At 73.9% G+C, this 25443-nt stretch carries 21 protein-coding genes and 1 riboswitch; of the genes, 9 read left to right on the plus strand and 12 right to left on the minus strand.

Translation table 11 applies throughout. The features are described 5' to 3' along the window. Positions 1 to 18: 18 nt before the first annotated feature. The 4 genes from ACIQNU_RS22590 to ribD are packed head-to-tail and all read right to left on the minus strand — an operon-like array spanning position 19 to position 3716. On the minus strand, positions 19 to 1317 hold the full coding sequence (locus ACIQNU_RS22590) for a bifunctional 3,4-dihydroxy-2-butanone-4-phosphate synthase/GTP cyclohydrolase II (RefSeq protein WP_401369209.1): 1299 nt from the start codon (positions 1315 to 1317) through the stop codon (positions 19 to 21). Further along, the gene (locus ACIQNU_RS22595; protein WP_401369211.1) at positions 1314 to 1958 is read right to left on the minus strand and encodes a nicotinamide riboside transporter PnuC; all 645 of its coding nucleotides are present in this window, start codon (positions 1956 to 1958) and stop codon (positions 1314 to 1316) included. The genes ACIQNU_RS22590 and ACIQNU_RS22595 overlap by 4 nt, the downstream gene beginning before the upstream one ends. Continuing rightward, a complete protein-coding gene (locus tag ACIQNU_RS22600) occupies positions 1955 to 2605 on the minus strand; it encodes a riboflavin synthase (protein WP_401369214.1) in 651 nt (216 codons plus the stop codon). The genes ACIQNU_RS22595 and ACIQNU_RS22600 overlap by 4 nt, the downstream gene beginning before the upstream one ends. Position 2606: 1 nt before the next feature. Beyond that, positions 2607 to 3716: a bifunctional diaminohydroxyphosphoribosylaminopyrimidine deaminase/5-amino-6-(5-phosphoribosylamino)uracil reductase RibD gene (ribD, locus tag ACIQNU_RS22605; protein WP_401369216.1), complete on the minus strand. Its 1110-nt coding sequence runs from the start codon at positions 3714 to 3716 to the stop codon at positions 2607 to 2609. A gap of 143 nt (positions 3717 to 3859) precedes the next feature. After that, positions 3860 to 3990, minus strand: a riboswitch (FMN riboswitch). Between the two features lie 289 nt (positions 3991 to 4279). Here ribD and ACIQNU_RS22610 point away from each other — a divergent pair. The 5 genes from ACIQNU_RS22610 (at position 4280) to ACIQNU_RS22630 (ending at position 10353) form a co-directional block, all read left to right on the plus strand. Then, positions 4280 to 5167, plus strand: coding sequence for an RNA polymerase sigma-70 factor (locus ACIQNU_RS22610; RefSeq protein WP_401369219.1), 888 nt, complete (start codon positions 4280 to 4282; stop codon positions 5165 to 5167). 158 nt (positions 5168 to 5325) lie between these two features. Then, positions 5326 to 5967 carry a hypothetical protein gene (locus ACIQNU_RS22615; RefSeq protein ID WP_401369221.1) on the plus strand — a complete coding sequence of 214 codons (642 nt, stop codon included), beginning with the start codon at positions 5326 to 5328 and terminating at the stop codon, positions 5965 to 5967. Further along, entirely contained in the window at positions 5967 to 6629 is a 663-nt protein-coding gene (locus ACIQNU_RS22620) for an ABC transporter ATP-binding protein (RefSeq protein WP_401369223.1), read from the plus strand. Before ACIQNU_RS22615 ends, ACIQNU_RS22620 begins: the two co-directional genes overlap by 1 nt. After that, positions 6629 to 7711, plus strand: a complete 1083-nt coding sequence (locus ACIQNU_RS22625; protein ID WP_401369226.1) for an ATP-binding cassette domain-containing protein — start codon at positions 6629 to 6631, stop codon at positions 7709 to 7711. The genes ACIQNU_RS22620 and ACIQNU_RS22625 overlap by 1 nt, the downstream gene beginning before the upstream one ends. Next, a complete protein-coding gene (locus ACIQNU_RS22630; protein WP_401369229.1) occupies positions 7708 to 10353 on the plus strand; it encodes an FtsX-like permease family protein in 2646 nt (881 codons plus the stop codon). Before ACIQNU_RS22625 ends, ACIQNU_RS22630 begins: the two co-directional genes overlap by 4 nt. Before the next feature lie 36 nt (positions 10354 to 10389). On the opposite strand, the gene ACIQNU_RS22635 is transcribed toward ACIQNU_RS22630, so the two are convergent. Together ACIQNU_RS22635 and ACIQNU_RS22640 are read right to left on the minus strand one after the other, a co-directional pair. Beyond that, positions 10390 to 11715, minus strand: a complete 1326-nt coding sequence (locus ACIQNU_RS22635; RefSeq protein ID WP_401369232.1) for an ATP-binding protein — start codon at positions 11713 to 11715, stop codon at positions 10390 to 10392. Positions 11716 to 11717: 2 nt separating this feature from the next. Then, positions 11718 to 12413 (minus strand): response regulator transcription factor, encoded by a 696-nt coding sequence (locus tag ACIQNU_RS22640; protein ID WP_401369234.1) that lies wholly within the window; start codon positions 12411 to 12413, stop codon positions 11718 to 11720. Positions 12414 to 12560: 147 nt separating this feature from the next. Between ACIQNU_RS22640 and ACIQNU_RS22645 the strand changes: the two genes are divergently transcribed. Further along, positions 12561 to 13307 (plus strand): SDR family oxidoreductase, encoded by a 747-nt coding sequence (locus tag ACIQNU_RS22645; protein ID WP_401369236.1) that lies wholly within the window; start codon positions 12561 to 12563, stop codon positions 13305 to 13307. A 1-nt stretch (position 13308) separates the two neighbouring features. Here the strand turns inward: ACIQNU_RS22645 and ACIQNU_RS22650 are convergent, their stop codons facing one another. Beyond that, positions 13309 to 14601: an ROK family transcriptional regulator gene (locus ACIQNU_RS22650; RefSeq protein WP_401369238.1), complete on the minus strand. Its 1293-nt coding sequence runs from the start codon at positions 14599 to 14601 to the stop codon at positions 13309 to 13311. Positions 14602 to 14732: 131 nt separating this feature from the next. Here ACIQNU_RS22650 and ACIQNU_RS22655 point away from each other — a divergent pair, with 131 nt between their 5' ends. Further along, entirely contained in the window at positions 14733 to 15944 is a 1212-nt protein-coding gene (locus tag ACIQNU_RS22655) for an MFS transporter (protein ID WP_401369241.1), read from the plus strand. A gap of 19 nt (positions 15945 to 15963) precedes the next feature. Here ACIQNU_RS22655 and ACIQNU_RS22660 read toward each other — a convergent pair whose 3' ends face one another. Then, positions 15964 to 17253: an alginate lyase family protein gene (locus ACIQNU_RS22660; RefSeq protein WP_401369244.1), complete on the minus strand. Its 1290-nt coding sequence runs from the start codon at positions 17251 to 17253 to the stop codon at positions 15964 to 15966. A gap of 243 nt (positions 17254 to 17496) precedes the next feature. Here ACIQNU_RS22660 and ACIQNU_RS22665 point away from each other — a divergent pair, with 243 nt between their 5' ends. Further along, positions 17497 to 18897, plus strand: a complete 1401-nt coding sequence (locus ACIQNU_RS22665) for a uracil-xanthine permease family protein (RefSeq protein WP_401369247.1) — start codon at positions 17497 to 17499, stop codon at positions 18895 to 18897. Between the two features lie 71 nt (positions 18898 to 18968). After that, positions 18969 to 19664: a DUF5995 family protein gene (locus ACIQNU_RS22670; RefSeq protein WP_401369250.1), complete on the plus strand. Its 696-nt coding sequence runs from the start codon at positions 18969 to 18971 to the stop codon at positions 19662 to 19664. Between the two features lie 12 nt (positions 19665 to 19676). Here the strand turns inward: ACIQNU_RS22670 and ACIQNU_RS22675 are convergent, their stop codons facing one another. From ACIQNU_RS22675 to ACIQNU_RS22690, 4 genes are all read right to left on the minus strand, one after another. Beyond that, positions 19677 to 21368: a flavin monoamine oxidase family protein gene (locus tag ACIQNU_RS22675; RefSeq protein WP_401369253.1), complete on the minus strand. Its 1692-nt coding sequence runs from the start codon at positions 21366 to 21368 to the stop codon at positions 19677 to 19679. 51 nt (positions 21369 to 21419) lie between these two features. Beyond that, positions 21420 to 22265, minus strand: coding sequence for a carbon-nitrogen hydrolase family protein (locus ACIQNU_RS22680; protein ID WP_401369903.1), 846 nt, complete (start codon positions 22263 to 22265; stop codon positions 21420 to 21422). Positions 22266 to 22387: 122 nt separating this feature from the next. Beyond that, on the minus strand, positions 22388 to 24187 hold the full coding sequence (locus ACIQNU_RS22685) for an HAD-IA family hydrolase (RefSeq protein ID WP_401369905.1): 1800 nt from the start codon (positions 24185 to 24187) through the stop codon (positions 22388 to 22390). 157 nt (positions 24188 to 24344) lie between these two features. Then, the gene (locus tag ACIQNU_RS22690; RefSeq protein WP_401369255.1) at positions 24345 to 25439 is read right to left on the minus strand and encodes an ABC transporter ATP-binding protein; all 1095 of its coding nucleotides are present in this window, start codon (positions 25437 to 25439) and stop codon (positions 24345 to 24347) included. Between the last annotated feature and the right edge of the window lie 4 nt (positions 25440 to 25443).

Genomic DNA, 25443 nt, shown 5'->3' on the forward strand with positions numbered 1-25443 from the left:
TCGAGTGTTCAGGGGTGGTTACTGGTTGCCGCAGGCCGAGACCGCCGTGGTGTCCAGCCAGGGCAGGTCGTGGCCCATCCGGTCGCGCTTGGTACGCAGATACCGCAGGTTGTGTTCGCCGGCCTGGACGGGCATCGGCTCACGGCCCGTGACGTCGAGCCCGTGGCGTACCAGCGCCTGCGTCTTGTCGGGGTTGTTGGTCAGCAGGCGCAGGCTGTGGACGCCGAGGTCCTGGAGGATCTGGGCGCTCGCGCCGTAGTCACGGGCGTCGGCGGGCAGGCCGAGTTCCAGGTTGGCGTCGAGGGTGTCGCGTCCGCGCTCCTGGAGTTCGTAGGCGCGCAGCTTCGACAGGAGTCCGATGCCGCGGCCCTCGTGGCCGCGCAGATAGACGACGACGCCGCGGCCCTCGGCGGTGATGCGTTCCATGGACGCCTGGAGCTGCGGTCCGCAGTCGCAGCGAAGCGAGTGGAAGATGTCGCCGGTCAGGCACTCGGAGTGGACCCGTACGAGCAGGTCGTCGCCGTCGCCGATCTCGCCGTGCACGAGGGCGACGTGTTCGACGCCGTCGACGGTGGAGCGGTAGCCGTACGCCGTGAAGTCACCGTGTGCGGTGGGCAGCCGGACCTCGGCCTCGCGGCGGACGGTCGGCTCGGCGGCCAGGCGGTAGGCGATCAGGTCCTCGATGGAGATGATCGTCAGGCCGTGCTTGCGGGCGAAGGGGACGAGTTCGGGCAGCCGCAGCATCCGGCCGTCCTCGCCCGCGATCTCCACGATGGCACCGGCGGGCCGCAGTCCGGCGAGCCGGGCCAGGTCGACGGCGGCCTCGGTGTGGCCGTTGCGGGCGAGAACGCCGCCGGGCTTGGCGCGCAGCGGGAAGACATGCCCGGGGCGCACGAAGTCGCCGGCGCCCGCGGTACCTCCGGCGAGCAGGCGCAGGGTGGTGGCGCGGTCGGCGGCGGAGATGCCGGTGGTGACGCCGTGCGCGCCGCTCGCGTCGACGGAGACGGTGAACGCGGTACGCATCGACTCGGTGTTCTGCTCGACCATCTGCGGGAGCTGGAGCCGGTCCAGTTCGTCGCCCTCCATGGGCGCGCAGATGAGGCCCCGGCACTCGCTCATCATGAAGGCGATGATCTCGGGCGTGGCCTTCTCTGCGGCGATGACGAGGTCGCCCTCGTTCTCGCGGTCCTCGTCGTCCACGACGACGACGGGCCGGCCCGCGGCGATGTCGGCGACGGCGCGTTCGACGGGGTCGAGCGCGAAGTCGGAGAGGTCCTCGTCGTGCCCGGTGCGGTACCAGACGGGTGTCGCGGTCATGCCGTGGCTCCTTCCAGGACGGGCCGTGCGGCGGCGCGTGAGCGCAGCCACCAGTCGCGCATGCCCCACAGGACGAGCGCGCCGTACACGATGTAGACAAGACCGGAGAAGGCGAGGCCGCTGCGGAAGTTGAGCGGTACGCCGACCAGGTCGACGAGGAGCCAGGCGAACCAGAACTCGACCATGCCGCGTGCCTGCGCGTACATCGCGGCGAGGGTGCCCACGAAGACGTACGCGTCGGCCCACGGGCTCCACGAGAGTGAGGGGTACGCGGTGAACAGGCCGCCGACCGCGAAGGTGCCGACGGCGGCGCCGCCGACCAGGTACGCGCGCTCGCGCCAGGTGGCGAAGCGGACGGCGATGGAGCCGTCCTGGGCGTCCTGCCTGCCCCGGGTCCAGGCCCGCCAGCCCCATACGGCGACGGCGATGACGACGAGTTGCTTGCCGACGCCTCCGGCCTGCTGGACGGAGATGTTGGCGGCGATCAGGACGGCGCCGGAGAGGAGTTGGGCGGGCCAGGTCCACAGGGAGCGGCGCCAGCCGAGGGCGAGGGCGATCAGGCCGATGGTGTTGCCGGTGAGGTCGGACCAGATGACGTGCTGTCCGAAGGCGGTGAACGCCTCGGAGTTGAGCCAGTTCACGCGGCGCTCCCCTCCGGGCCGGACGCGGTGCCGGACGCCGGGCCGGACGCCCCGCCCGCGCGGTCGCCGAGCAGCCGCTCGACGTACTTGGCGATGACGTCCACCTCCAGGTTGACCGGGTCGCCGGGCTGTTTGATGCCGAGCGTGGTCAGCGCGAGGGTGGTCGGGATGAGGCTGATGGTGAAGTGGTCGGGGGCCGCGTCGACGACGGTGAGGCTGACGCCGTCGACGGTGATGGAGCCCTTCTCGACCACGTAACGCGCGAGTTCTCCGGGCAGGGAGACGGTGACGATCTCCCAGTGTGCGGACGGTTCGCGGGCGATGACGGTGCCGGTGCCGTCGACGTGTCCCTGGACGATGTGGCCGCCGAGGCGGGCGCCGACGGCGGTGGGCCGTTCCAGGTTGACGCGGGAGCCGGGTCCGAGGGCGCCGAGGCTGGACCGCTTCAGGGTCTCGGCCATGACGTCGGCGGTGAATTCGTCGCCTTCGAGGTCCACGACGGTGAGACAGACGCCGTTGACGGCGATGGAGTCGCCGTGCCGGGCGCCTTCGGTGACGACGGCGCCGCGCAGACGGAAGCGGGAGGCGTCGCCCAGTTCCTCGACGGCGGTGATCTCGCCCAGCTCTTCGACGATTCCGGTGAACACGTCAGTGCTCCTTCGGTACGGGGACGGCGGTGATGCGCAGATCGGATCCGATGCGGTGGGTCTCGACCACGTCGAGCCGCAACGCTTCGGTGAGGGTGGTGATTCCTGCGCCGGTGAGGACGGCGGGTCCGGCGCCGAGCAGGACGGGTGCGAGATAGCCGATGACGCGGTCGACGGCGCCCGCGGCGACGAAGGCCCCGGCGAGGGTCGCGCCGCCTTCGAGGAGGACGGAGCGGACTCCGCGCGTGTGGAGGGCGTCGAGGAGGGCGAGGACGTCGAGTCCGCCGTGGCCGGTCGTGGCGCGCGGCAGCCGGACGACTTCGGGACGGTGGCCGGTGGCCGTGAGGTGGCGGGCGTCGGCGTCCTCGGCGACGGCGATCAGGGTGGGCGCCGCTCCGTCCAGGACCCGGGCGCCGGGCTTGACGGCGGTGGCGGTGGTGTCGACGACGACCCGCAGCGGCTGGGTCGCGCCGTCGTGGCCGCGTACGGCGAGGTGCGGGTCGTCGGCGCGTGCGGTGCCGGAGCCGACGACGACGGCGTCGCTCTCGGCGCGCAGCCGGTGCACGTCGGCGCGGGACGCGGCGGAGCTGATCCACCGGCTGGTGGAGTCGGCCGCCGCGGTGCGTCCGTCGAGTGTGGCGGCGTACTTCCAGGTCACATGGGGGCGGCCGAGGCGTACGGAGGTGAGCCAGGCGGTGTTGCCGGTCTCGGCGTCGGCGGCGAGGAGTCCGGCCTCGACGTCGATCCCGGCGGCGCGCAGGACGGCGGCGCCTCCGGTCGCGGTGGGGTCGGGGTCGGCCACGGCGTACACGACGCGGGTGACGCCGGCGTCGACGAGGGCCTGGGCGCAGGGGCCGGTGCGGCCGGTGTGGGCGCAGGGTTCGAGGGTGACGACGGCGGTGGCGCCACGGGCCAGGTCGCCGGCCGCGCGCAGGGCGTGGATCTCGGCGTGCGGGCCTCCGGCGCGCTGGTGGTGGCCCTCGCCGACGGTCTCGCCGTGTGCGTCGAGGAGGACGCAGCCGACGACCGGGTTGGGGCTGGTGGAGCCGAGTCCGCGGGCGGCGAGTGCGACGGCGCGTCGCATGGCGGTCGCTTCGGCTGCGGTGGCCACCGGGTCCTCCTGCCTCTTCGGGCACGGACTCCGGGGCCTGTCGATGACGACAGAGAAGCGGGCGTGATGACACCGGGGACGCACGACGGCGGTCGTCCGGCATGGACGAAAACCGACGCGACGCGCACACCTGTGCCCGCCCGCCGCGCACTGCCTCCCATCCGGACTTTAACCGTCGGTCCAGGAGTTTCACCTGGTCAACCGGCCGCTGGAGGCGGCCGGGTCGCGGACTGTAACCGCCGGTTCGGACTTTCACCGACCCCGGAGTGCGCTGCTTCTGGTACGGAACCAGTCTGCCACGGCTGATATGCGGCCATGCGAGTGAACCCATGTGGGCTGGCTCACAGGGGCGCGTACGGGGCGCACAGAGGGAGGCTTCCGCCGAGTGGTCCATACCTATTGACGGCGGGAGCGGATGCTCCCTAGCCTCGGCCCCACCCCCAAGGAGAAGGCCCTGCCCATGGACGCGTATACGCGTCCGGCGGAACGCCCGGCGGCGGACTCTCCGGCCCTTGCCCGCCGCCGGGTCCGTGGTGGCACGGGGGTTCTGCCAGGCTGGTGCGGTGACGAGTGCGCCCGCCGACGAGTTCGAACCCCTCCGTCCCCGGCTGTTCGGTCTCGCGTATCGCATGCTCGGCTCCGCCGACGAGGCCGAGGACGCGGTGCAGGACGCCTATCTGCGCTGGCACGGAGCGGACCGGGCGGCGATCGAGCGCCCGGCGGCCTGGCTGGCGACAGTGGTCACCCGCCTCTGCCTCAACCGGCTGACGTCGGCCCGTGCCCGCCGCGAGCGGTACGCGGGGCCGTGGCTGCCGGAGCCGGTGCTCACCTCGGACGGCACGCTCGGACCGCTCGACTCCGCCGAGCGGCGCGACGCGGTGTCCACGGCGCTCCTCGTCCTCCTGGAACGCCTCACGCCGACGGAGCGCGCCGTGTACGTCCTGCGGGAGGCGTTCGCGTACGGCCACCGTGAGATCGCCGACGTGCTCGGCATCGAGGCGGCCAACTCCCGTCAGCTGTACCGCAGGGCGGCGGCGCGAATCGCCGTACCGGAACCCCGCTTCGAGGCGACGCCCGAGCAGCGGCGGAGGCTGGTGGGGGCGTTCGTCACGGCGGCCCGCGAAGGGGATCTCGCCGGTCTGGAGAAGCTGCTCGCGTCGGACGTGACCTGGTGGGGCGACGGTGGCGGGCGGGTCACCGCGGCGCGCCGGCCGATCGAGGGGCGCGAGAAGGTACTGCGGTTCCTGACGCGCGGCGCGGCCCGGTTCGCCGCCGAGATGCGACTGGCGACCGCCGAGATCAACGGTGCGCCGGCGCTGCTCGCGTGGCGGGGGGACACGCTGGCCGCCGTCGCGTCGTTCGAGACGCGCGACGGGCTGATCGTCGCGGTCCACGCGGTGCTGAACCCGGACAAGCTGGAGTTCGCGGGGCGCCAACTGGCGCGCGGCTGACCGGGAATCGCCGCATCGGCACAGCGGGGTCCGGGTGTTAACCGGGCGCTAACCGTGCGCAGGGCGGGCGCTGTCCAGGGTGCTCCTAGCGTCGGGGACGAAGGTCGAAAGCGGGCCGGCGCCCCCGCCGCCCCGCACCCCTGTGGAGGTGCCGTCCCATGCGTCGTCCGCTCGCCGCCGCCGTGACCGGTCTTGTCCTGGTCACCGCTGCCGGAGCAGCCGCCTGTTCCTCGTCGTCGGATGCGTCGTCGAACTCGTCGTCCGCCGCCTCGTCTTCTTCAGCTTCCGCGGCTTCCCCGTCGTCGCCCGGTGCCGTGCCCGCGGAGTCCAATCCGCCCGGTGACATCCCGGACACCCAGGTGTTCGTGCCGTTCTCGCCGTCCGGCGGCGGCCTGACCGTGAAGGTGCCGGAGGGATGGTCCCGTACCGAGCAGGGCGGGGCGACCGTGTTCAGCGACAAGTTCAACACCGTGCGCGTCGAGCGCGTGTCGGCCGCGTCGGCGCCGACCGTGGACTCGGTGCGCTCCCAGGACATTCCGGCCGTACAGGCCGCGAGCAAGAACTTCAGCCTGGTCAAGGTCGCCGAAGTGCAGCGCAGCAGCGGCCGGGCGGTGCTCGCCGAGTACCGGGCCGACTCGCCGCCCGACCAGGTCACCGGCAAGTCCCTGCCGCTCGATGTGCAGCGGTACGTGTTCTACCGGGCGGGCAAGGGCGCGGCCGTGCTGACGCTGTCCGGTGCGGTGGGCGCGGACAACGTCGACCCCTGGCGGATCGTCACCGACTCGTTCCAGTGGTCGTGATGGCCGCCCCGGTGCTCGAAGCGCGGTCCCTGTACCGGTTCTTCCGCGCGGGTGACGAGGAGACCTTCGCCCTCCAGGGTGTCGGTCTGGAGGTGGAGCGCGGTGAGACGGTCGCGGTGACCGGGCCTTCCGGGTCGGGGAAGACCACGCTGCTGAGCTGCCTGGCCGGACTCGACGAACCGGACGGCGGCACGGTGCACGTGGCCGGTGAACGGCTGAGCCACCGCGCCGAGCGGGAGCGCGGCGGTGTCCGGGCCCGGCACATCGGGGTGCTGTTCCAGTCGGGGAATCTGCTGGAGCACCTGACCGTGCGGGACAACATCGCGCTGGTGCAGCGCCTGGTGCCCGGCAGGGACCGGACCGCGCCGGAGGACCTGCTGGACCAGATGGGCATCGGCGCGCGTGCGGGCGCCCTGCCGCGTGAGCTGTCCGGCGGTGAGGCGGCCCGCGCGGGGCTCGCGGTCGCGCTGGCCAACGCGCCGGACGTGCTGCTGGCGGACGAGCCCACGGGCGAGGTCGACGGCGAGACCGAGCGGCGGCTGCTCGCCCTGCTGCGGGAGCGCGCCGCCGCCGGGACGGCGGTCGTCGTGGTCACCCACAGCCGGGCCGTCGCGGGCTCGGCGGACCGGGTGCTGCGGATGCGGGACGGGAGGTGGACGTGATGGACGCGCTGGACGCCAGGAACACGCCGGAGGTGCGGGCGGTCGGTGCGCCGCTGGTCCGCTGCGCCGACGTGGCCCGTACGTACGGGAGCGGGGCCGGTGCGGTCGTCGCGGTGCACGGGCTGACCTGCGAGGTCCTGCCGGGTGCGCGGATCGCGGTGGTCGGGCCCTCCGGCTCGGGCAAGTCGACACTGCTGCATCTGATGGCGGGACTCGACCGGCCGACGGCGGGGCGGGTGACACATCCCGGACTCGGCGGCTCCGGATCGGCCGCGCCGGGCATGTCGGACCACTCCCCCGGAGACGGCCGTCCCGCGACCGAGGTCCTCGCCCGGCACATCGGGGTCGTCTTCCAGGGGCCGAGCCTGCTGCCGCCGCTGACCGCCGCCGAGAACGTGGCGCTTCCGCTGCGCATCGACGGCGTACCGGCGGCCGAGGCCGACGCGCGGGCGCTGGCCGCGCTGGAGAGTCTGGGCCTCGGCGCGCTGGCCGCGCGGCTCCCGGACGAACTCTCCGCGGGCCAGGCCCAGCGGGTCGCCGTGGCCCGGGTCCTCGCGCGCCGCCCCCGGCTCGTCCTCGCCGACGAACCGACCGGCCAGTTGGACCGTGAGACGGGCCATCAGGTCCTCACGGTGCTGCTGACCGCCGCCGCGGAGCTGGGCGCGGCCGTCCTGGTGACCACCCATGACCAGCGGGTCGCCAGGGAGCTGGACGAGCGCTGGTACATGGCGGACGGACGGCTGATCCACGGCCACGAGATTTCCGGCGGCGGTGACGGGGACGGAGCGGGCCACGAACGGCGAGGCGCCCAGGGCGGGGGCGGCGCGCAGGACGACGGGGTCGACCACCACGACGGCCGGGACGGCCACGACCGCCTGGGCCGCGACCGGCCGAACGGCCACGACGGCTCGGACGGCTCGGCCAGTCCGGGCAGTCCGGACGGTTCGCGCAGGCCGGAGCCCCCGGACGGCCACCAGCAGCGCCGCGGCCCGGACGGGCCCGACGCCCCGGACGGCCACGGCGGACGGCAACAGGGCGACGCACACCACGGCCGGGACGGCCAAGGAGGACACCCCCGATGATCAGGATCTGGCTCTCCGGTCTGCTGCGGCGGCGTGGCGGGCGGCTGCTCGGCGCGGCCGTCGGCGTGGCCACGGCCGTGGCGCTGCTCGCCGCGCTCGGCGGCTTCCTCGGCGCGACCCGCGCCACGATGACCGCCCAGTCCGTACGCGGCGTCCCCGTCGACTGGCAGGTGCAGGTGACGACGGGCGCCGACGCGCGCGCCGTCCTCGACGCCGTGCGCGCCGACCCCGGCACCAAGGCCGCGCTGCCCGTCGGTTACGCCGACACCAGCGGTCTGACCGCGACCACGGGCGGCACCGCGCAGACCACAGGGCCCGGCATGGTCCTGGGTCTGCCGCCCGGTTACGCGGCGGCCTTCCCGGGCGAGGTCCGGGTGCTGGCCGGGCGCGGTGACGGCGTGCTGCTCGCCCAGCAGACCGCGGCCAACCTGCACGCGGCGCCCGGCGACACGGTGTCCGTCGGCCGGGCCGGGCTGCCCCCGGTCGAGGTCCGCGTGGACGGTGTCGTGGATCTGCCGCACGCGGACTCGATGTTCCAGAAGGTCGGCGCGCCGCCGCAGTCGCAGCCGTCCGCGCCGCCCGACAACGTACTGCTGCTGCCCCAGGCCGACTGGCACACGGCCTTCGACCCGCTGGCCAAGGCCAGGACCGACCTGGTCCACGACCAGGTGCACGCTCGCCGCGACCACACGCTGCCGCACGACCCGGCGTCCGCGTACACGGCGGCGACCGGCAGCGCGCACCACACCGAGGTGCGGCTCGCCGGGGCCGGGGTCGTCGGGGACAACCTGGGCGCGGTCCTGGACGCGGCCCGCTCGGACGCGCTCTACGCCCAACTGCTGTTCCTGTTCCTCGGGGTGCCCGGTGCGCTGCTCGCCGGGGCGCTGACCACGGCGGTCGCCGGTGCGGGCGCGGCGCGGCGGCGCAGGGAGCAGTCGCTGCTGAGGACCCGTGGCGCGTCGGCGGGGCGGCTGATCGGTCTGGCGTCGGTGGAGGCCGCGATCGTGGCGGTCGTCGGCGGCGCGGTCGGCCTCGGGGTCGCCGCGCTGCTGGGGCGTACCGCGTTCGGCACGGCCGGGACCTTCGACGCCGGATGGGCGGGTGTCGCGCTCGGCGTGGGCGCGCTGATCGCGGGGGCGACGGTGCTGCTGCCGGTGCGCCGGGATCTGAAGGCGGCCACGGTGGTCGCCGGGCGGGCTTCGGTGGAGCGGCGCCCGGTGCCGCGTACCGCGTGGTGGGCGCTGGCGGCCGGGCTGCTCGCGGCGTCGCTCGCGGTGTTCCGGGTCACCAGCGCCACGAACTACGCACTGGTCCTGGCGCCCGAGGGCACTCCGACGCTGTCCGTGGACTACTGGGCGTTCGCCGGTCCGGCCCTGCTGTGGGCGGGCGGGGCGCTGCTGGCCTGGCTCCTGGTGGATCTGCTGCTGCGCCGGGGCCGGCCGGTCCTCGCGCGGCTGCTGCGCCCGGCCGCCGGTCCGCTGTCCGGGACGGTCGCGGCGAGTCTGTCGCGGCAGCGGGGCACGGTCCTGCGGGCGGTGGTGCTGCTCGCGCTGGCGACGGCGTTCGCCGCGTCGACGGCGGTGTTCAACTCCACCTACCAGCAGCAGGCCGAGGTCGACTCGGTGCTGACGAACGGCGCCGATGTCACCGTCACCGAGTCGCCCGGCGCCACCACGGGCCCGGCGGACGCGGCGCGGATCGCGGGGCTGCCGGGGGTGCGGGACGTGGAGCCCTTGCAGCACCGGTTCGCGTACGTGGGTCCGGACCTTCAGGATCTGTACGGGGTGCGGCCGTCGAGCGTGGTCGGCGCGGGGCAGCTCCAGGACGCGTACTTCTCGGGCGGCACCGCACGGCAGTTGATGGACCGGCTGGCCGCGCGGCCCGACGGGCTGCTGGTGAGCGCCGAGACCGCGCACGACTTCCAGCTGCACCCCGGGGACCAGGTCCGCCTGCGCCTCCAGGACGGCCGGACGCATCAACTCCGTACCGTGTCCTTCCACTTCGAGGGGATCGTCAAGGAGTTCCCGACGGCGCCGAAGGACAGCTTCCTGGTCGCCAACGCGGCGTACGTGGCGCAGGCGACCGGCAGTGACGCGGTCGGCACGCTGCTCGTGGACACCGGCGGCAGCGGGCAGCGCGCGGTCGCGGAGCGGGTGCGGTCGGCGCTCGGTCCGGCGGCCCAGGTCACCGATCTGCCGTCGACGCGTACGGTGACGGGCTCCAGTCTCACGGCCGTCGACCTGAGCGGACTCACCCGCGTCGAACTCGGCTTCGCCCTGGTCATCGGCGCCGCGGCGGGTGGTCTGGTGCTCGCGCTCGGGCTGACGGAGCGGCGGCGCACGCTGGCGCTGGCGTCCGTCCTGGGCGCCCGGGGACGGCAGTTGTCCGGTTTCGTGTGGAGCGAGGCGGCCCTCGTGGCCGTCGCGGGCGCGGCCTGCGGCGCCGTGCTCGGCTGGGCCCTGTCGCAGATGCTGGTCAAGGTCCTGACCGGCGTCTTCGACCCGCCACCCGCGACGCTCGCCGTGCCCTGGGTCTACCTGGGCGTGCTCGCCGCGGCGGTCGCGGCGGCTCTGGGCGCGGCGGCCTGGACGGCGGTACGGCACGCCAGGCAGCCACCGCTCACGGAGCTGAAGGAGCTGTGAGCGGACCCGCCCCAGCCGTGAGCGGACCGCCCCTCATCAGGGGCGCGGCTCGTCGTCGGCGCCCGCATCGGCGCTCACCTCGCCGCTCGCGACCAGCCAGGTGAAGCGCGGATGCGGAGATCGGCGGGAGAGCATCAGGCGCCCGCCCTCCGCCTCCGCGAGGGAGCGGGCCAGCGCGAGCCCGATCCCGTGACCGGTTCCGGCGTCCTGGCGCCTGGCGAAGGCGTCCAGCCCGTCGGGGAGCCCGGGGCCCTCGTCCTCGACATCGACGGCGAGGGCCCCTGCGGCGTCCCTGGCCCGTACGGTCACGGCGCCCCGGCCGTGCGCGGCGGCGTTGGCGAGGAGGACGTCCAGGACCTGGCGGCCCGCGCGCGGCGAGCCGACGGCCGCGGGCAGCCCGTCCTCGGCGACGATCCGCAACGGGCGCCCGGCGGCGGCGAGTTCGCCGTGCCAGCGCCGTTCGGCGTCGGCCAGCAGTACGCGCACGTCGAGCGGTGCCTGCTCGGGCGCGTCGCGGGCGAGCGACAGCAGATCGCCGAGTGTGGTCTCCATGTGCGTGAGCGAGTCCAGCGCGGTCCGCATCGCGTCGTACGGGTCCTGCGGAGCGGTACCCGTCGTCAGTGCGCTTTCCAGTTCGAGGCGGGCCCGGGTCAGCGCGGTCCGCAGTTGGTGCGAGGCGTCGGCGCTGAACGCGCGTTCGCGGCGGAGCAGCCCTTCGATGCGTTCGGCGGCGCGGTTGAGCGCGGTGGCGACCTCGTCGGCCTCGGGGAGTCCGCAGGGCGAGGCGCGTGCGGTGAGGTCGCCGGTCTCCAGGCGTACGGCGGTGGCGGCGAGGGCTTCCAGGGGGCGGGCGAGGCGGCGGCTGGACCGGATCGCGAGGACCGCGCCGACGCCGACCGCGACCGCCGCGAGGCCGAGCATGCCCGCCCAGGTGAGGGCGGCCCGGCGCAGCGGTTCGGACGCCGGGGAGCTGACCCGGACCGCCGCCCGCACCTGTTCGCCGGAGCCGACCGGGACGGCGGCGACCAGGAGGTCCCCGACGCGCCGCGAGGTCGCGCCGCCCCCGAGTGCGTGGCCGACGGGTCCGTCGCCGCGCGCGGGGCCCGAGCCGGCGACGAGCCGGCCGCCGGAGTCGTACACGGCGATCCGCGTACCGGACTCGACGGCGGGGAACTCCATCGGGTCGCCGGGTGCGTGGACGTCGGCGGGCACGCTGACGGCGACCCGGTCGGCGAGCTGCTGGAGTTCGCGTACCTCGTCCTGCCGGTACAGGCGCAGCGTCGCGACGGCCAGCGGTACGGAGAACAGGACCACCGCGCACACCACCGCGACGACCGTCGCCCGCAGGATGCGGCGGCGCACGGTCAGCGCTCCTCGGGGGGTTCGAGGCGGTAGCCGAAGTGCCGGAGGGTGGTGATGCGGACGCGGTCGCCGAGTTTGCGGCGGAGCGCGGCGACATGGACGTCGAGGGTCTTGGTGGAGCCGAACCAGTTCTCGTCCCAGACGTCGCTCATCAGGTCCTCGCGGCTCACCGCCTCACCGGGCGACGCGGCGAGCCGGGCCAGCAGGTCGAACTCCTTGGGCCGCAGTCCGACCTCGCCGGTCGGCGTGAAGCAGCGCCGGGCCGCGCGGTCGATGCGGAGGACGCCATGGCAGATACGGGTTGGGCCGCCGTCGCCTTCGCCGTTGCCGCGCGGCGCCGACCTGCGCAGATGGGCGGCTATCCGGGCGTGGAGTTCGGCGAGCCGGAACGGCTTGGTCAGATAGTCGTCGGCGCCGGACTCCAGGGCCTGGATGACGTCCATCTCGCCGGTGCGGGCGGTGAGGACGACCAGCACCGCGTCCGGCAGCCGCTCGCGCAGCCGGCGGCACAGCTCGAAGCCGTCGGTGTCGGGCAGTCCCAGGTCGAGCAGGACGAGATCGGCGGACCCCCGGTCGGCGCGGGCCAGGGCCGTCGCGCCGTCCGGACACCACTCACCGTCGTGTCCCAGGGTGCGCAGCGCCGCCGCGAGCCTGGCACCGATGGTGTCGTCGTCCTCGACGATCACGATGCGTGCCACGGCCCCACGCTATAGGGGCGCCCTCCGGCGTACTACCTCCGGCCTCGGACCGGCCCCTGTCACACTTCGGGCCGCTCGCCGGTCCTAGGTGGTGAGGCGGCGCTCCACAGGGGAGCATCGCACCATGGAACTAGGGGCTGACCTGCGATGACCACGATCCTGGTGACCGGCGGCACGGGCACGCTGGGCAGCCTCGTCAGCGAGCGGCTTCGCGCCCGGGGGCACGAGGTGCGGGTGCTGAGCAGGCACGCCGAGCGGTACGCGGTCGATCTGCGGACGGGCGCCGGTCTGGACGCGGCGGTGGAGGGCGTGGACACCGTCGTGCACTGCGCGAGCGCGCAGCGCGGGGACGTCGGGGCGGCGCGGAACCTGGTGGCGGCGCTGACCAAGGCAGGCACCGGGCACCTCGTGTACATCTCGATCGTCGGCGTGGACGAGGTCCCGCTCGGCTACTACCGGCAGAAGCGGGAGGTCGAGCGGATCGTCGAGGAGTCGGGGCTCGGCTGGACGGTGCTGCGGACGACGCAGTTCCACGATCTGGTCGTCTCGCTGCTCCAGGGGCTGGCGCGGACGCCGCTGCTGCTGCCGGTCCCCGCCGGGGTCGCCGACCAGCCGATCGAGGTCGCGGAGGTCGCCGACCGGCTCGCCGCGCTCGCCGAAGGGGCACCGGCCGGGCGGGTCCCCGACATGGGCGGGCCCGAGGTGCTGGGCTTCCCGGGGCTGGCCGGCGCCTATCTGGGGGCCACCGGACGCCGGCGGCGGATCGTGCCGGTGCGGCTCGCCGGAGGGGTGTACCGGGCATTGCGCGAGGGCCGCCATCTGACGCCGGAACGGGCCGTGGGGCGGGGCACGTTCGCCGCGTATCTGGCGCGGCGGTTCGGGCCCGCGCGCTGAGTCAGTCGCGGGCGGCCGGCCGGACCGGGTGGGCGGCGGCAGGAGTGGCGGGGGCCCGCGCGGGGGCCTTCACCGACGCCCGCGCCGGGGCGGGTGGGACCAGCGATGCGGACGAGGGACCGGCCGGTGTCTGCGCGAACACGTCGTCCTGGGCCGTGTCCCGGGCCGTGAACAGGGCGCCGCGCAACACCGCCGCACCGCCGAGCAGCCCCGCCCGTACCTCCGTAGGCAGCGGCGACATCGCGGCGAGCCGGTCGGCGACCCGGGTGGCGAGTGCGTCGCCGCCCGCGTGGCCGACCTCGCCGCCCAGGACGACGCAGCCGGGGTCCAGGACGGCGGCGACGGAGGCGGCGCCCACGGCGAGCCGCGCCGCCAGTTCGTCGAGGAAGGGCCCGGCGCCGGTGGCGACGGCCGCCCGGACGAGGGCGGCGGCGGGCGGCTCGTACGGCTCCGCCGCGGCCACGAGGCCGTGCCGGGCGGCGAGTTCGGCGATGGCGGCGGACCCGGCGAGCGAGTGGAAGCCGCCGTCGCACGCGGTCGCCGACGGCAGTCCGTCCGTGCCGGGCACCGGCAGGAAGCCGATCTCGCCGGTGCCGCCGGAGGCGCCGCGCCGCAGGGCGCCGTCGAGGACGACGGCCGCGCCGACACCGTGGCCGAGCCACAGCAGGACGAAGGTGTCCCGGTCGGTCGCCGCGCCCTCGCGCTGCTCGGCGAGCGCGGCGAGGTTGGTCTCGTTCTCGACCAGGACCCGGGCGGGCAGCCGCTGCTGGAGCGCGGCGATCAGGCGGCGGTGCCAGGCGGGCAGCCCACTGCTGTCGCGCAGTTCGCCGGTGGCCGGGTCGATCAGCCCGGGGGCGCCGATGGCGACGCTGTGCAGCGGACCCGCGCCCGCGTCCCGGGCCGCCCGTTCCACCAGAGCGACGGCCTGCTCGACGGCGGGCCCGGTACCGGTGTCGCCGCCGATCGGGGCCGACGCCTCGGCGAGGACCGTACCGACCAGGTCGGCGACCGCGACGGTGACGCCCTCGGTGCGGACGTCGAGCGCGGCGAGATGGGCACGGTCGGCGACCAGGCCGTACAGCCGGGCGTTGGGGCCCCGCCGGTCGGCGCCCGTCTCGCCGACGACGGCGATGAGCCCCGACTCCTGAAGGCGCTCGACCAGATCGGCGACCGTGGGCCGGGAGAGACCGGTGAGCTGCTTGAGCTGACCTGCCGTCAGAGGCCCTTCGCTCTGCAGCAGACCCAGGGCCAGCCGGTCGTTGATTCTCCGGGCGGTGCTCGGTGATGCGGGCATGGGCGGGATCCTTCCAGATCGACGCCTATTTATCAGGCAGGGTTCCTGATAGTTTACGCGCCGACGCGGGACCAGCGGCGTCCCGGCATACGGGTCGGGGAAGCAAGCACGGAACGGGGAGGGCGCACCTGATGAGCGAAGTGATCCAGGACCGGGGGGCGGTGCGGCGCGCGCGATACGCGGTGGCCGCCGTGTTCTGCGTGCACGGCGCGGTCACCGGTTCGTTCGCGACACGCGTGCCATGGATCCAGGAGCACGCGTCGGTCAGCGCGGGCCAGCTCGGCATCGCCCTGGCCTTCCCGGCGATCGGCGCGTCGCTGGCGATGCCGCTGGCGGGCTGGGTGAGTCACCGCCTCGGCGCCCGCACGGCGCTGCGCATCCTGCTCGCCCTGTGGACCCTGGCCCTGACCCTGCCCTCCCTCGCCCCGAACCTGCTGACCTTGTGCGGCGCGCTCTTCGTGTACGGGGCCACCTCCGGGATGTCGGACGTGGCGATGAACGCGCTCGGCGTCGAGATCGAGAGCCTGCTCGGCAAGTCGATCATGTCCGGGCTGCACGGCATGTGGAGTGCGGGCGCCCTGATCGGTTCGGCGGCGGGCACGCTCGCCGCGCACATCGGCGCCGACGCCCGGATCCACCACGCGCTGGCCGCCGCGTCGTTGACGGTGCTCGGTCTGGTGGCGTGCCGGTGGGTGCTGGATCTGCGGCCCGCCGAGGACGAGGAGCCGCCGCCCCGGTTCGCGCTGCCGCCCAAGTCGGCGCTGCTGATCGGCGCGGTCGGCTTCTGCGCGGTGTTCGCGGAGGGCGCGAGCCTGGACTGGTCGGCGGTGTATCTGCGGGACGTCCTCGACACGTCGGCGGGGCTCGCGGCGGCGTCGACCACCGGGTTCACGCTGACGATGGCGGTGGCGCGGCTCGCGGGCGACAAGGTCGTGGACCGGTTCGGTGCGGTGCGGGTGGTCCGGGTCGGCGGGGTGCTCGCCACGATCGGCGGGCTGCTCGTGGTCACGGCGGGGCATCCGGCGGTGGTCATGGGCGGGTTCGCGCTGATGGGGCTGGGGATCGCGGTGGTCGTTCCGCTGGCGTTCGCGGCGGCCGGGCGCAGCGGTCCGAATCCGAGTCTGGCCATCGCGGGTGTCGCGACGATCACGTACACCTCGGGTCTGATCGCGCCGTCCGCGATCGGGACGCTCGCCGATCTGACGAGTCTGGTGGTGTCCTTCGGGGTGGTGACGGTGCTGGGGTTCGGGCTCGTGATGTTCGCCGGGGTGCTGCGGACCGGGCCGCGGCAGGCGGCGAAGGCCGCCCCTCAGGAGGCGGCGGCCCCCGACCCGCAGCCCTGAACCCCCAGCACCTCCCCCGTCAGCCCGCGATCGAGTCCAGCTGTTCCGCCGCCGGGCGCAGGGCCCACAGGTCCCCGCCCGGCGGTGTCTCCAGCTTCGGCACGGCGGCCTTCGCCGCACGGTCGCCCGCGTCGGCGGCGGCGTGCACGATGTCGCTGGCCGCGTAGCGGTGGAACTCCAGCTCCGGATGCGGCCAGGGCGCGGCCCCGGTCGCGGCGGGCAGCAGATAGCCGACGGCCTTGAACAGGCTCTGCCCCAGCGGGCCCCGGTAGCCCCACAGGTCCACTCCGACGTGCTCGCCGATCGCCGCGAGCCGGACGTATGCGACCAGGTCGAAGGTCGAGTAGTGCCAACTGCGGGTGCGGGCGAGTTCCTGCGGCTGGCTCCCGTCCGCGGCGATCTGCGGGTCGATCCGCAGTGCGCGGGCACCGAGGACCGTCCTGCGGGCGAGCGCGGTGTCGCCGGTGGCGAGGGCGAGGGCGGCGATCTGCATGTCGGCGAAGGTGCCGTGGTTGTTCTTGGCCGCCGACTCCTCCTTGCCGAAGGGGCTGTTGACGAGCCAGTCCAGGAACTGCTTGTTCCAGGAGGCCATGGCGGACCGGTCGCCCGCGCTCCAGCCGGGAGCACCCGTGTCCAGGATGGCGATCGCGTCGAGGACGCTCGTGTACTGCTGCGAGAAATCGATGATCCCGATGGCGCGCCCGTCGTACTTGCACGGGATGAACTGGCCGTGGTTCAGGTTCGGGTTCATCCGGGTCGCCGGGTCCACGAACCAGGTCCGCAGGATGTCCGCCGCGTGCCGCGCGTACTCCTTACGGCCCGTGTAGTACCAGGCGAGGCTGAGGCTGGTGACGGAGTTGACGACCTTGCCGATGTCGGGCCGGTCGGTGCCGGTGTCGACCTCGGGGTTGCGCTCGCCGTCGCGCTGGACGTAGGGGCAGCCCCAGGGGTTGTCGGCGGTACGGGGCTGGGACGGCCACCAGTACGGGGCCTGGCTCAGATAGTCGTGCGGGTCGCCGCTGGGCGCGGGCTTCGGTTTGTCGACGACCGTCCAGGGGCCCTGGTCGAGCCAGACGTCGGCGCGGGCGGTCAGATCGCGCAGGGTCCGCTTCAGCCGGGCGTCGCCGTGGTCGAGGCGGATCTTGGTGTCGCGCAGCCGCTGCCCGTCCAGGACGGGCGTCCGGGGGGCCTTCGGCGGGGAGTAACCGTGCGCGTCCGCGACGGACGAGGTGACGGGTACGAGCAGCGCGGCGAGCGCGGCCGTGGCGGTCATCAGGACGGCGAGCCGGCGGCGGGGTCCGCGGCTCATCGAGGGGTCCTTGCGGGAACACGCGTCATCGAGTCCACCTCATACCTCACACATACATGAACGAGATTCATGAACAGGACCACGCGAGCGTAGGGGTGACCGGTACGCCTGACAATGCTCCGCGCACGGATTCATGAATGGGACCGGCGGGGGCGCCCCTTACGATGTCGGTGATCAACTTCGCGTGATCGCGGTGCTCGCGGTGATCGCCACCGCCTCCACGCCCACAGAAACGGAACGCATATGGATCTCGGCGTGCGCTGGCGGCTGCACGGCGACGGACGGACCCCCGCGCCGGGTGCCGTCGTCCGCCCCGACGAACGGCTGACCTGGCCGCGCACGATCGGGCTCGGCGCCCAGCACGTGGTGGCGATGTTCGGCGCCAGCTTCGTGGCGCCGGTCCTGATGGGGCTCGACCCGAACCTCGCGATCATGATGTCCGGTGTCGCCACCGTGATCTTCCTGCTCGCGACCCGGGGCCGCGTCCCCAGCTACCTCGGCTGCTCGCTCTCCTTCGTCGGCGTCGCCGCGGTGATCCGCGCACAGGGCGGCACCAGCGCCACGGTGACCGGCGCGGTGTTCGTGGTCGGCGTCGCGCTGTTCCTGGTGGGCCTCGCGGTACGGAAGTTCGGCGCGCGGATCATCCACGCGGCGATGCCGCCGATCGTCACGGGCGCCGTCGTCATGCTGATCGGCTTCAACCTCGCCCCCGTGACCGCCTCGACGTACTGGCCGCAGGACCAGTGGACGGCCCTGCTGACGATGCTGTTCACCGGTCTGGCCGTGGTGTGTCTGCGCGGCTTCTGGTCCCGGATCGCGATCTTCCTGGGCCTGCTCTTCGGGTACGGGATCTCCTGGCTGTTCGACCTCGTCTTCGGCCGGATCCACTCGGTCACCGGGGCGGGCAAGCTCACCGACCACTGGCGGCTCGACCTGTCGGCCGTCGGCAATGCCGACTGGATCGGCCTCCCGTCGTTCCACGGCCCGTCCTTCGAATGGTCCGCCATCCTGGTGGCGCTCCCCGTGGTCATCGCCCTCGTCGCCGAGAACGCGGGCCATGTGAAGGCCGTCGGCGAGATGACCGGCGACCCGCTGGACGACAAGCTCGGCACCGCGATCTCCGCCGACGGCGCCGCGTCGATGCTGTCCACGGCGGTGGGCGGCCCGCCCAACACGACGTACTCGGAGAACATCGGCGTGATGGCCGCGACGCGGGTCTACTCGACCGCCGCGTACTGGGCCGCCGCCGGTTTCGCCCTCCTCTTCGGCCTGTGCCCGAAGTTCGGCGCGATCGTCGCGGCGATCCCCGGCGGAGTGCTCGGCGGCATCACCGTGATCCTGTACGGCATGATCGGGCTGCTCGGCGCCCAGATCTGGATCAGCGCCAAGGTCGATCTGCGCAACCCGCTGAACCTGGTCCCGGCCGCCGCGGGCATCATCATCGGCATCGGCGATGTCACGCTCCGCTTCACGGACACGTTCTCGCTGAGCGGGATCGCCCTGGGCACCCTGGTGGTCATCACGGGCTATCACGCGCTCAGGGCCCTGGCACCGGCCCATCTGAAGGCCCCGACCCCGCTCCTGGACGAGGGAACGTCGACGTACGACAGCGACGACCGCACCAAGAAGGGGCCGGACGCGTAAGGGTTCGCCCATTCCGGGGAAGCCCCGCCGACCGGCACCCGGCGCCCCCGACAGGCTGAAACGCTGCCCCCATGGCGCAGTTGGAACAGTTCACGGCCCCCGCCGACCAGGTCGGCTCGGTGCTGCGGCGGATGCGGGCGCTCGGCGACGGCTGGCCCGACGGCGACGGGGTCGGCGTCTTCCACGGGGTCTACGAGACCGTCACCCAGGAGGTCGCCCTCCGTATCGCCGACGGCCACTTCACCGACGCGCGGGCCGCCGCGACGCTGGACGTCCGGTTCGCCGAACGCTATCTGGCCGCACTGGACGCGGCGGCCGGCGACCGCAGACCACCCGCCTGCTGGCGCCCCCTGTTCCAGTACCGGCGCCACCCCGGCGTACGCCCACTCCAGTTCGCGCTCGCCGGCATCAACGCGCACATCGGTCACGATCTCGCGCTGGCCGTCGTGGACACCTGCCACAGCCTGGGCTGCGAACCCGGCGCGCTGGAGGACGAGTTCGACCGCGTCGGCGACCTCCTCGTGCTCCTGGAGGAACGCATCCGCGAAGAGATCATGCCCGGCCCCGATCTGCTCCAGATCGCCGACCCGCTCACACATCTGCTGGGCGCGTGGAGCCTGGACCGGGCCCGCGACGGCGCGTGGTCGGCGGCGCGGGCCCTGTGGGCGCTGCGGAACTTCCCCGACCTGGCGGAGGAGTTCGCGCAGCGCCTGGACGCGGCGGTGGGCCTGGTGGGCCGCATACTGCTGACCCCCCTGCCCGGCTAGTCGACCGGTGAGCTAATCCTCCGGCAACTCCACCGGCGCGATCGACTCGTACACGTCCCCCGGCCCCGGATTGCCCGCGTCGGTCGACCCGCCGAACTGGTGCATGACGCCCCACACGGCGTTGAGCGCGGTCTGTACGGCGCCCTCCGCCCAGCCCGCCGTCCAGGACACGTCGTCGCCCGCGAGGAAGATGCCGCGCTTGTCCTCGGGCAGCCGGTCCTGCATGAAGTGCGTGAACAGGCGCCGCTGATAGCGGTAGTGACCGGGCAGGTTCGCCTTGAACGCGCCCATGAAATAGGGCTCGTTCTCCCAGGACACGGTCACCGGGTTGCCGATGATGTGTCCCCGGATGTCGATGTTCGGATAGATCTCGCCGAGCGAGGCGAGCATGACCTCCATCCGCTCGTGCGCGGACAGCGGCAGCCATTTGAGGCTGTCGTCGCACCACGTGTACGAGAGGCAGATGACGGCGGGCCTGTCCGGCCCGTCGTCGAGGAGGTAGGTGCCCCGGGTCATCCGGTCCGTGAGGGTCATCGACATGGTGTCGCGCCCCGTGACCTCGTCCTTGTCCAGCCAGAAGGGCCGGTCCACCGGCACGAACAGCTTGCTGGACTCCATGTAGTGGGTGCGCTCGATCGCCGTCCAGTGGTCGATCGGGAACAGCGCGTCGTCGCACGCGATCTTCGACAGGAGCATCCACGACTGGGCGGTGAACACGACGGCACGGTAGGTACGGATGTCGCCGGAGGCGTCGGTGACCGTGACGCGGTTGCCCGCCGTGCGGTGCAGCCGGGTCACCGCGGGCCGGGGCGCCCCGCCGTGCAGCGTGGCGAGCGAGGTGCCCTGTGTCCAGTGCACGATCTTGCCCGGCGCCCGCTCCCACAGCCGCTGCGGCAACTGCTGGCTGCCGCCGACGATGCCGCGGTGGTGGTCGTCGGCCTCGGTGTAGACGACCCGCAGGATCTCCAGGATGGAGTTGGGGAAGTCGGTGTCCCAGCCGCCGGTGCCGAAGCCGACCTGTCCGAAGATCTCGCGGTGCCGGAAGGACCTGAAGGCGTCCGACGCGCAGAGGAAGCCGTAGAAGGTCTGGTGGTCGAGGCGTTCCACGAGGCGCGCCCAGATCTCGCGGATGCGGGGTATGTCGCGCTCCCGCATCGCGCGGTTCATGTCGGAGAAGTCGGCGCCCTCTTCGAGGCAGGCGTTCCACGCGTCGGCGACCTGCCGGTAGACGTCGGGCAGGTCGGCGAGGGTGCGCGCGTAGTGCGACTCGCCCTTGAGGTCCACGACGGTCGACGGTGTCGACTCGGCGAGCGGGTTCGGGAAGGGCCGCGTCTCCAGGCCGACCAGGTCGATGTAGTGCTGGAGCGCCGTCGAGGACGGCGGGAAGCGCATGGCGCCCAACTCGGCGGTCAGGGCCGGGTCGCAGCCGTCGAACCCGACTGTCCGCAGCCGCCCGCCGATCTGGTCCGCCTCGTACACGACGGGCTTCAGGCCCATCTTCATCAGCTCGTACGCGGTGACGATCCCGGAGAGTCCGCCGCCGACGACCGCGACCTCGGCGCCGTGCTCGGTCGCCGGAATCTGCCCGAGCCCGGCGGGGTGGGCGAGGAAGTCGTCGTAGGCGTAGGGGAAGTCGGGTCCGAACATGGTGATCGGCGGCCGGGCGCCGGTGTGCGGGACCGCGGGGGGCACCGTGGACGTCATGGGGCGGAACTCCTTGCACGAACAGGCGGGAAGCAGGGGGTGGGAGCGGGCTCAGACCTGGGGCGGGGCCTGGACGAGGGAGCCGTACAGGCCGGGGCGCCGGTCCTTCAGATACGGGTTGGCCTCGCGGGACGCGGCCAGGAACTCGGCGTCGACATCGGCCAGGACCAGTTCCTCGCCGCGCCCGGCCCGCGTCCTGGCGATCCCGTCGGGCCCGGCCAGCGTGGAGAGCCCGACGAACTCGAATCCGCCCTCGGGCCCGGTCCGGTTGACGTACGCGAGGTACATCTGGTTCTCGAAGGCCCGCACCGGCACCAGCGACTCGGCGACGAACTGGAACGGGTGCATCTGGGCCGTGGGCACCAGGAGCAGATCGGTACCGGCGAGGGCATGGGCGCGGACGTTCTCGGGGAACTCGACGTCGTAGCAGATCATCAGGCCGATCCGGAGCCCGCCCAACTCGGCCTGTACGACGGGCTGTTCGCCGGGTGTGAAGAGGTCGTGCTCGTAGCAGCCGAAGAGGTGCGTCTTGCGGTAGCCCGCGAGCCGGGCGCCGTCGGGGCCGATGAGCTGCACGGAGTTGAAGACCGCCGCCTCGGATCCGCCCCGCGCGTCTGCCTCCGGTCCGTCGTGCTCACCGCGCTCGGGGTAGCCGTAGGCCACGGCGACTCCGTACCGGGACGCGATCTCCGCGACGGCGTCCGCTCCCTCACCGTCGGCGGGCTCGGCGAGCCGGGACACCTCCGCGCCGATCGCGTACCCGGTGAGGAACATCTCCGGGGTCACCAGGAGTCCGGCCCCGGCGTCGGCGGCACGGGACGCGGCCTCGTCGAGGGCCTTCAGGTTCGCCGCGACGGATCCGGGGCGTCCGGAACTCTGGAGCAGGGCGACACGCAACGACGGCATGGGCGGACCTCGGGGGAAAAGGGGGCATACGGGGGTTGCCACGACGGTACGGGCCGCCGATCACCCGGACAAGGCGCCTCCGTTGCGCGTGCACCCGCGATCCGTTGCGCCTCTCAGGGCTTTCGCGGCGATTCCTTGCGCACCGTGAACGAGGTCACCACGGCGGCGTGGTCGGAGGGCCAGTCATTGCCCGCGACCTCCGGCCAGGGGGCGATGAATCCGCTGGTCACGGCGGTGGACCCGTGGACCTCCAGACGGTCCCCGGCGAACAGGACGTAGTCGATCCGGTCCTGCGGTTCCGGGCGCCCCGAGCCGTCCTCGTGGTCCCGGTGGATCGGCGACCAGGTCGCTCCGGGCTCCCGTACGGGGTCGGGGTGCGCCACCCGGTAGGAGTCGCGGAGCCCGGCGTCCTCGGCGGCGCGCGTGACGGGCCACGCGACCGGGCCCCGGCCGCCGCGCGCGGGGGCAGCGTCGGCCGTCCAGTCCAGGTGCGAGGGTGTGTTGAAGTCCCCGACGAGCAGCACGGGCGCGCGGTCGGCCGCCGCGAGCCCCCCGGCGAGAGCGTCGAGGACGCCGCGCATCCGCCCGGTCCGCCCCGACTCCTCCTCGCGGGCGATCAGTTCCGCTTCCGGCAGCCCGTCGAAGCAGGCGTCGTAGGGGCCGTAGGGCGCGCAGTCGAGGTGGGCGCTCCACAGGACGACGTCGGTGCCGTGGTCGAGCCGGACCCGGGCGCCGACCGCGCCGTAGAAGCCGGGCCCGGGGTCGCCGAGGCGGGCGGTGATCGGGTAGCGGCTGAGGACGGCCAGGTGGTCGCCCGCGTGGTGGTGGTCCCAGCCGAGCGCGTCGGCGAGTTCCCGCGCGGCGTCGGGCCCGGTCTCCTGGAGGCCGACCACATCGGCGTCGGCGTCGATCAGCGCCTTGAGCTGCTTGTCCCGGTGGTCGTCCACGGCGGCGCCACCGAGCCAGAGGTTCCAGCTCATCACGCGCAGCAGCGGTACGAGGGGTTCCCCGGCGGCGGCCACCGGGATCCGGGCGGTGAGGCGTGCGGTGCGGCCGGAGGGATCGGCGGCGGTGACGGTGACCCGGTCGGTGCCGGGGTGGGCCGGCGTACCGGAGAGCCGGCCGTCGGCGGACACCCGCACCCAGTCGGGCCCGTCGGCCTTGGCGAAGGTGAATCCGTCACCCGGGCCGCTCCCCCGCACGAGCCCCCGTACCGTCGCCTCGAACTCCTCGCCGACCCGGGCCCGCCGCGTGGTCAGCTCCCGTACCACGAAGCGGGGACCCGCCGTACCGGTGAGCAGGGCGCGCAGCCGGTCGGGCGTCGCCTCCTCCAGGGACGCGAGGACCGTGCGGCCCGGGGCCCCGGGAATCGGCGCGAGCGACGGGACGGCGAGGACATGGCAGCCCGCCGCCTCGGCGGACGCGACACCGGTCGGGGTGTCCTCGACGGCGACGCACGCACCGGGTTCGACCCCGAGCGCCCGGCAGGCGGCGAGGTACGGATCGGGCGCGGGCTTCGTGTCGGTGGTGTCGTCGGCCGTGACGGTGGTCGCGAAGCCGCCCGCGCCCGCGGCGTCCAGCGCGGCGAGCACGGTGTCGGCGACCTGCCGCGGCGAGGCGGTGACCAGGGCCGTGGGGACGCCCTCGTCGCGCAGCGCCCGCAGCAGCGCGACGGCGCCGGGACGCGGCACGACCCCGGACCGCACCCGGACCGCGAACTCCTCGTGCAGCGCGGCGGCGACGGCCCCGAAGTCCGCGCCGGTGGTCCGGCTGAGGAACCCGGCGGTGTACTCGACCGGGCGGCCGAGGACCTCCGGCTGGTCGGCGCCGGTGAGCGCCCTGCCGAGCCCGACGGCCACCTTGTCCACCGCCTCCCACCACACCTGCTCGGTGTCCACGAGCGTCCCGTCCATGTCGAACAGGACGGCCTTCAGGGGCGGGGCCGGGGTACTGCGGTGGCTCACGGAGGTCTTCTTTCGGGCGGGAGTGGGGGGTGGGGCGCGCGAGGGCATGCGGACGGGAGGCGGCGGTGTGCCGCCCCTTGTCCGGCGCGGGAGTGAGCGGGCGGGGTCAGGCGGTCCGCGCGGCGACCAGGACCGGCCGCTCCGGCAGCGTCACCGTCACGGGCGCGCCGGGCGTCAGGGCCGCCGCCTCGTGCGTGGGCAGGTCCGCCTTGACCTCGGTGGCGTCGGCGAGCCGGACGGTGAGCCGGATCGCGGAGCCGAGGAACGCGGTCGCGACGACCCGCGCGGTGCCCTTGGCGTCGGCGGCGACCCGGACGGCCTCGGGGCGTACCAGCACGTCCACGTCGGGGCCGCCGTCGGGCGCGTCCCCGTCCAGGGGCAGCCGCAGGCCCAGCACCTCGACGGTGTCCCGCGCGTCGGCGAGGCGGCCCGGGACGCGGCTCATCGTGCCGACGAACTCGGCGACGAACGCCGTCGTGGGCCGCGCGTACAGCTCGGCGGGCGCCGCGCACTGCTCCAGGCGTCCGGCGCGCATCACGGCGACCCGGTCCGCCATGGACAGGGCCTCCTCCTGGTCGTGGGTCACGAACAGCGTGGTGATGCCCAGCTCCTGCTGGAGGCGGCGGATCTCCTCGCGGAGGTTCAGCCGGACCTTGGCGTCGAGCGCGGACAGCGGCTCGTCGAGGAGCAGGACGCGCGGGCGCAGGGCGAGCGCGCGGGCGAGCGCGATCCGCTGCTGCTGGCCACCGGAGAGCTGGTGCGGATAGCGGTCGCCCTGGTCGGCGAGGCCCACCAGGTCGAGCAGTTCGGCGGCACGGGCCCGCCGCTCACCGGTACGGATCTTGCGCATCCGCAGCCCGAAGGCGACGTTGTCGAGGGCGCTGAGATGCGGGAAGAGGCTGTACGACTGGAAGACCATGCCGGCGTCACGGCGGTGCGCCGGGACCCGGGTGACGTCCTCGCCGTCGACCAGGATCTCGCCGGAGTCGGGGTGCTCGAACCCGGCGAGCGTCCGCAGGGCCGTGGTCTTGCCGCAGCCGGACGGGCCGAGCAGGGCGAGGAGTTCGCCGGGCCGGGCGGTCAGGTCGAACCCGTCGAGGGCGACGGTGGTCCCGAACGCGCGGCGCAGACCGCGGAACTCGACGGTGGCGGCGGACGTCCCGGCCGGTTCGGCCTGGCGGACGGGGGCGGTGAGCGTCATGGTG

Source organism: Streptomyces sp. NPDC091292 (assembly GCF_044757265.1).
Taxonomy (GTDB): domain Bacteria; phylum Actinomycetota; class Actinomycetes; order Streptomycetales; family Streptomycetaceae; genus Streptomyces.

Coding starts and splice junctions, on each gene's coding strand:
- ACIQNU_RS22590 (WP_401369209.1), bottom strand. CDS start 1,317: ATGACCGCGACACCCGTCTGGTACCGCACCGGGCACGACGAGGACCTC.
- ACIQNU_RS22615 (WP_401369221.1), top strand. CDS start 5,326: ATGCGTCGTCCGCTCGCCGCCGCCGTGACCGGTCTTGTCCTGGTCACC.
- ACIQNU_RS22620 (WP_401369223.1), top strand. CDS start 5,967: ATGGCCGCCCCGGTGCTCGAAGCGCGGTCCCTGTACCGGTTCTTCCGC.
- ACIQNU_RS22625 (WP_401369226.1), top strand. CDS start 6,629: ATGGACGCGCTGGACGCCAGGAACACGCCGGAGGTGCGGGCGGTCGGT.
- ACIQNU_RS22630 (WP_401369229.1), top strand. CDS start 7,708: ATGATCAGGATCTGGCTCTCCGGTCTGCTGCGGCGGCGTGGCGGGCGG.
- ACIQNU_RS22645 (WP_401369236.1), top strand. CDS start 12,561: ATGACCACGATCCTGGTGACCGGCGGCACGGGCACGCTGGGCAGCCTC.
- ACIQNU_RS22650 (WP_401369238.1), bottom strand. CDS start 14,601: ATGCCCGCATCACCGAGCACCGCCCGGAGAATCAACGACCGGCTGGCC.
- ACIQNU_RS22655 (WP_401369241.1), top strand. CDS start 14,733: ATGAGCGAAGTGATCCAGGACCGGGGGGCGGTGCGGCGCGCGCGATAC.
- ACIQNU_RS22660 (WP_401369244.1), bottom strand. CDS start 17,253: ATGAGCCGCGGACCCCGCCGCCGGCTCGCCGTCCTGATGACCGCCACG.
- ACIQNU_RS22665 (WP_401369247.1), top strand. CDS start 17,497: ATGGATCTCGGCGTGCGCTGGCGGCTGCACGGCGACGGACGGACCCCC.
- ACIQNU_RS22670 (WP_401369250.1), top strand. CDS start 18,969: ATGGCGCAGTTGGAACAGTTCACGGCCCCCGCCGACCAGGTCGGCTCG.
- ACIQNU_RS22675 (WP_401369253.1), bottom strand. CDS start 21,368: ATGACGTCCACGGTGCCCCCCGCGGTCCCGCACACCGGCGCCCGGCCG.
- ACIQNU_RS22685 (WP_401369905.1), bottom strand. CDS start 24,187: ATGGACGGGACGCTCGTGGACACCGAGCAGGTGTGGTGGGAGGCGGTG.
- ACIQNU_RS22690 (WP_401369255.1), bottom strand. CDS start 25,439: ATGACGCTCACCGCCCCCGTCCGCCAGGCCGAACCGGCCGGGACGTCC.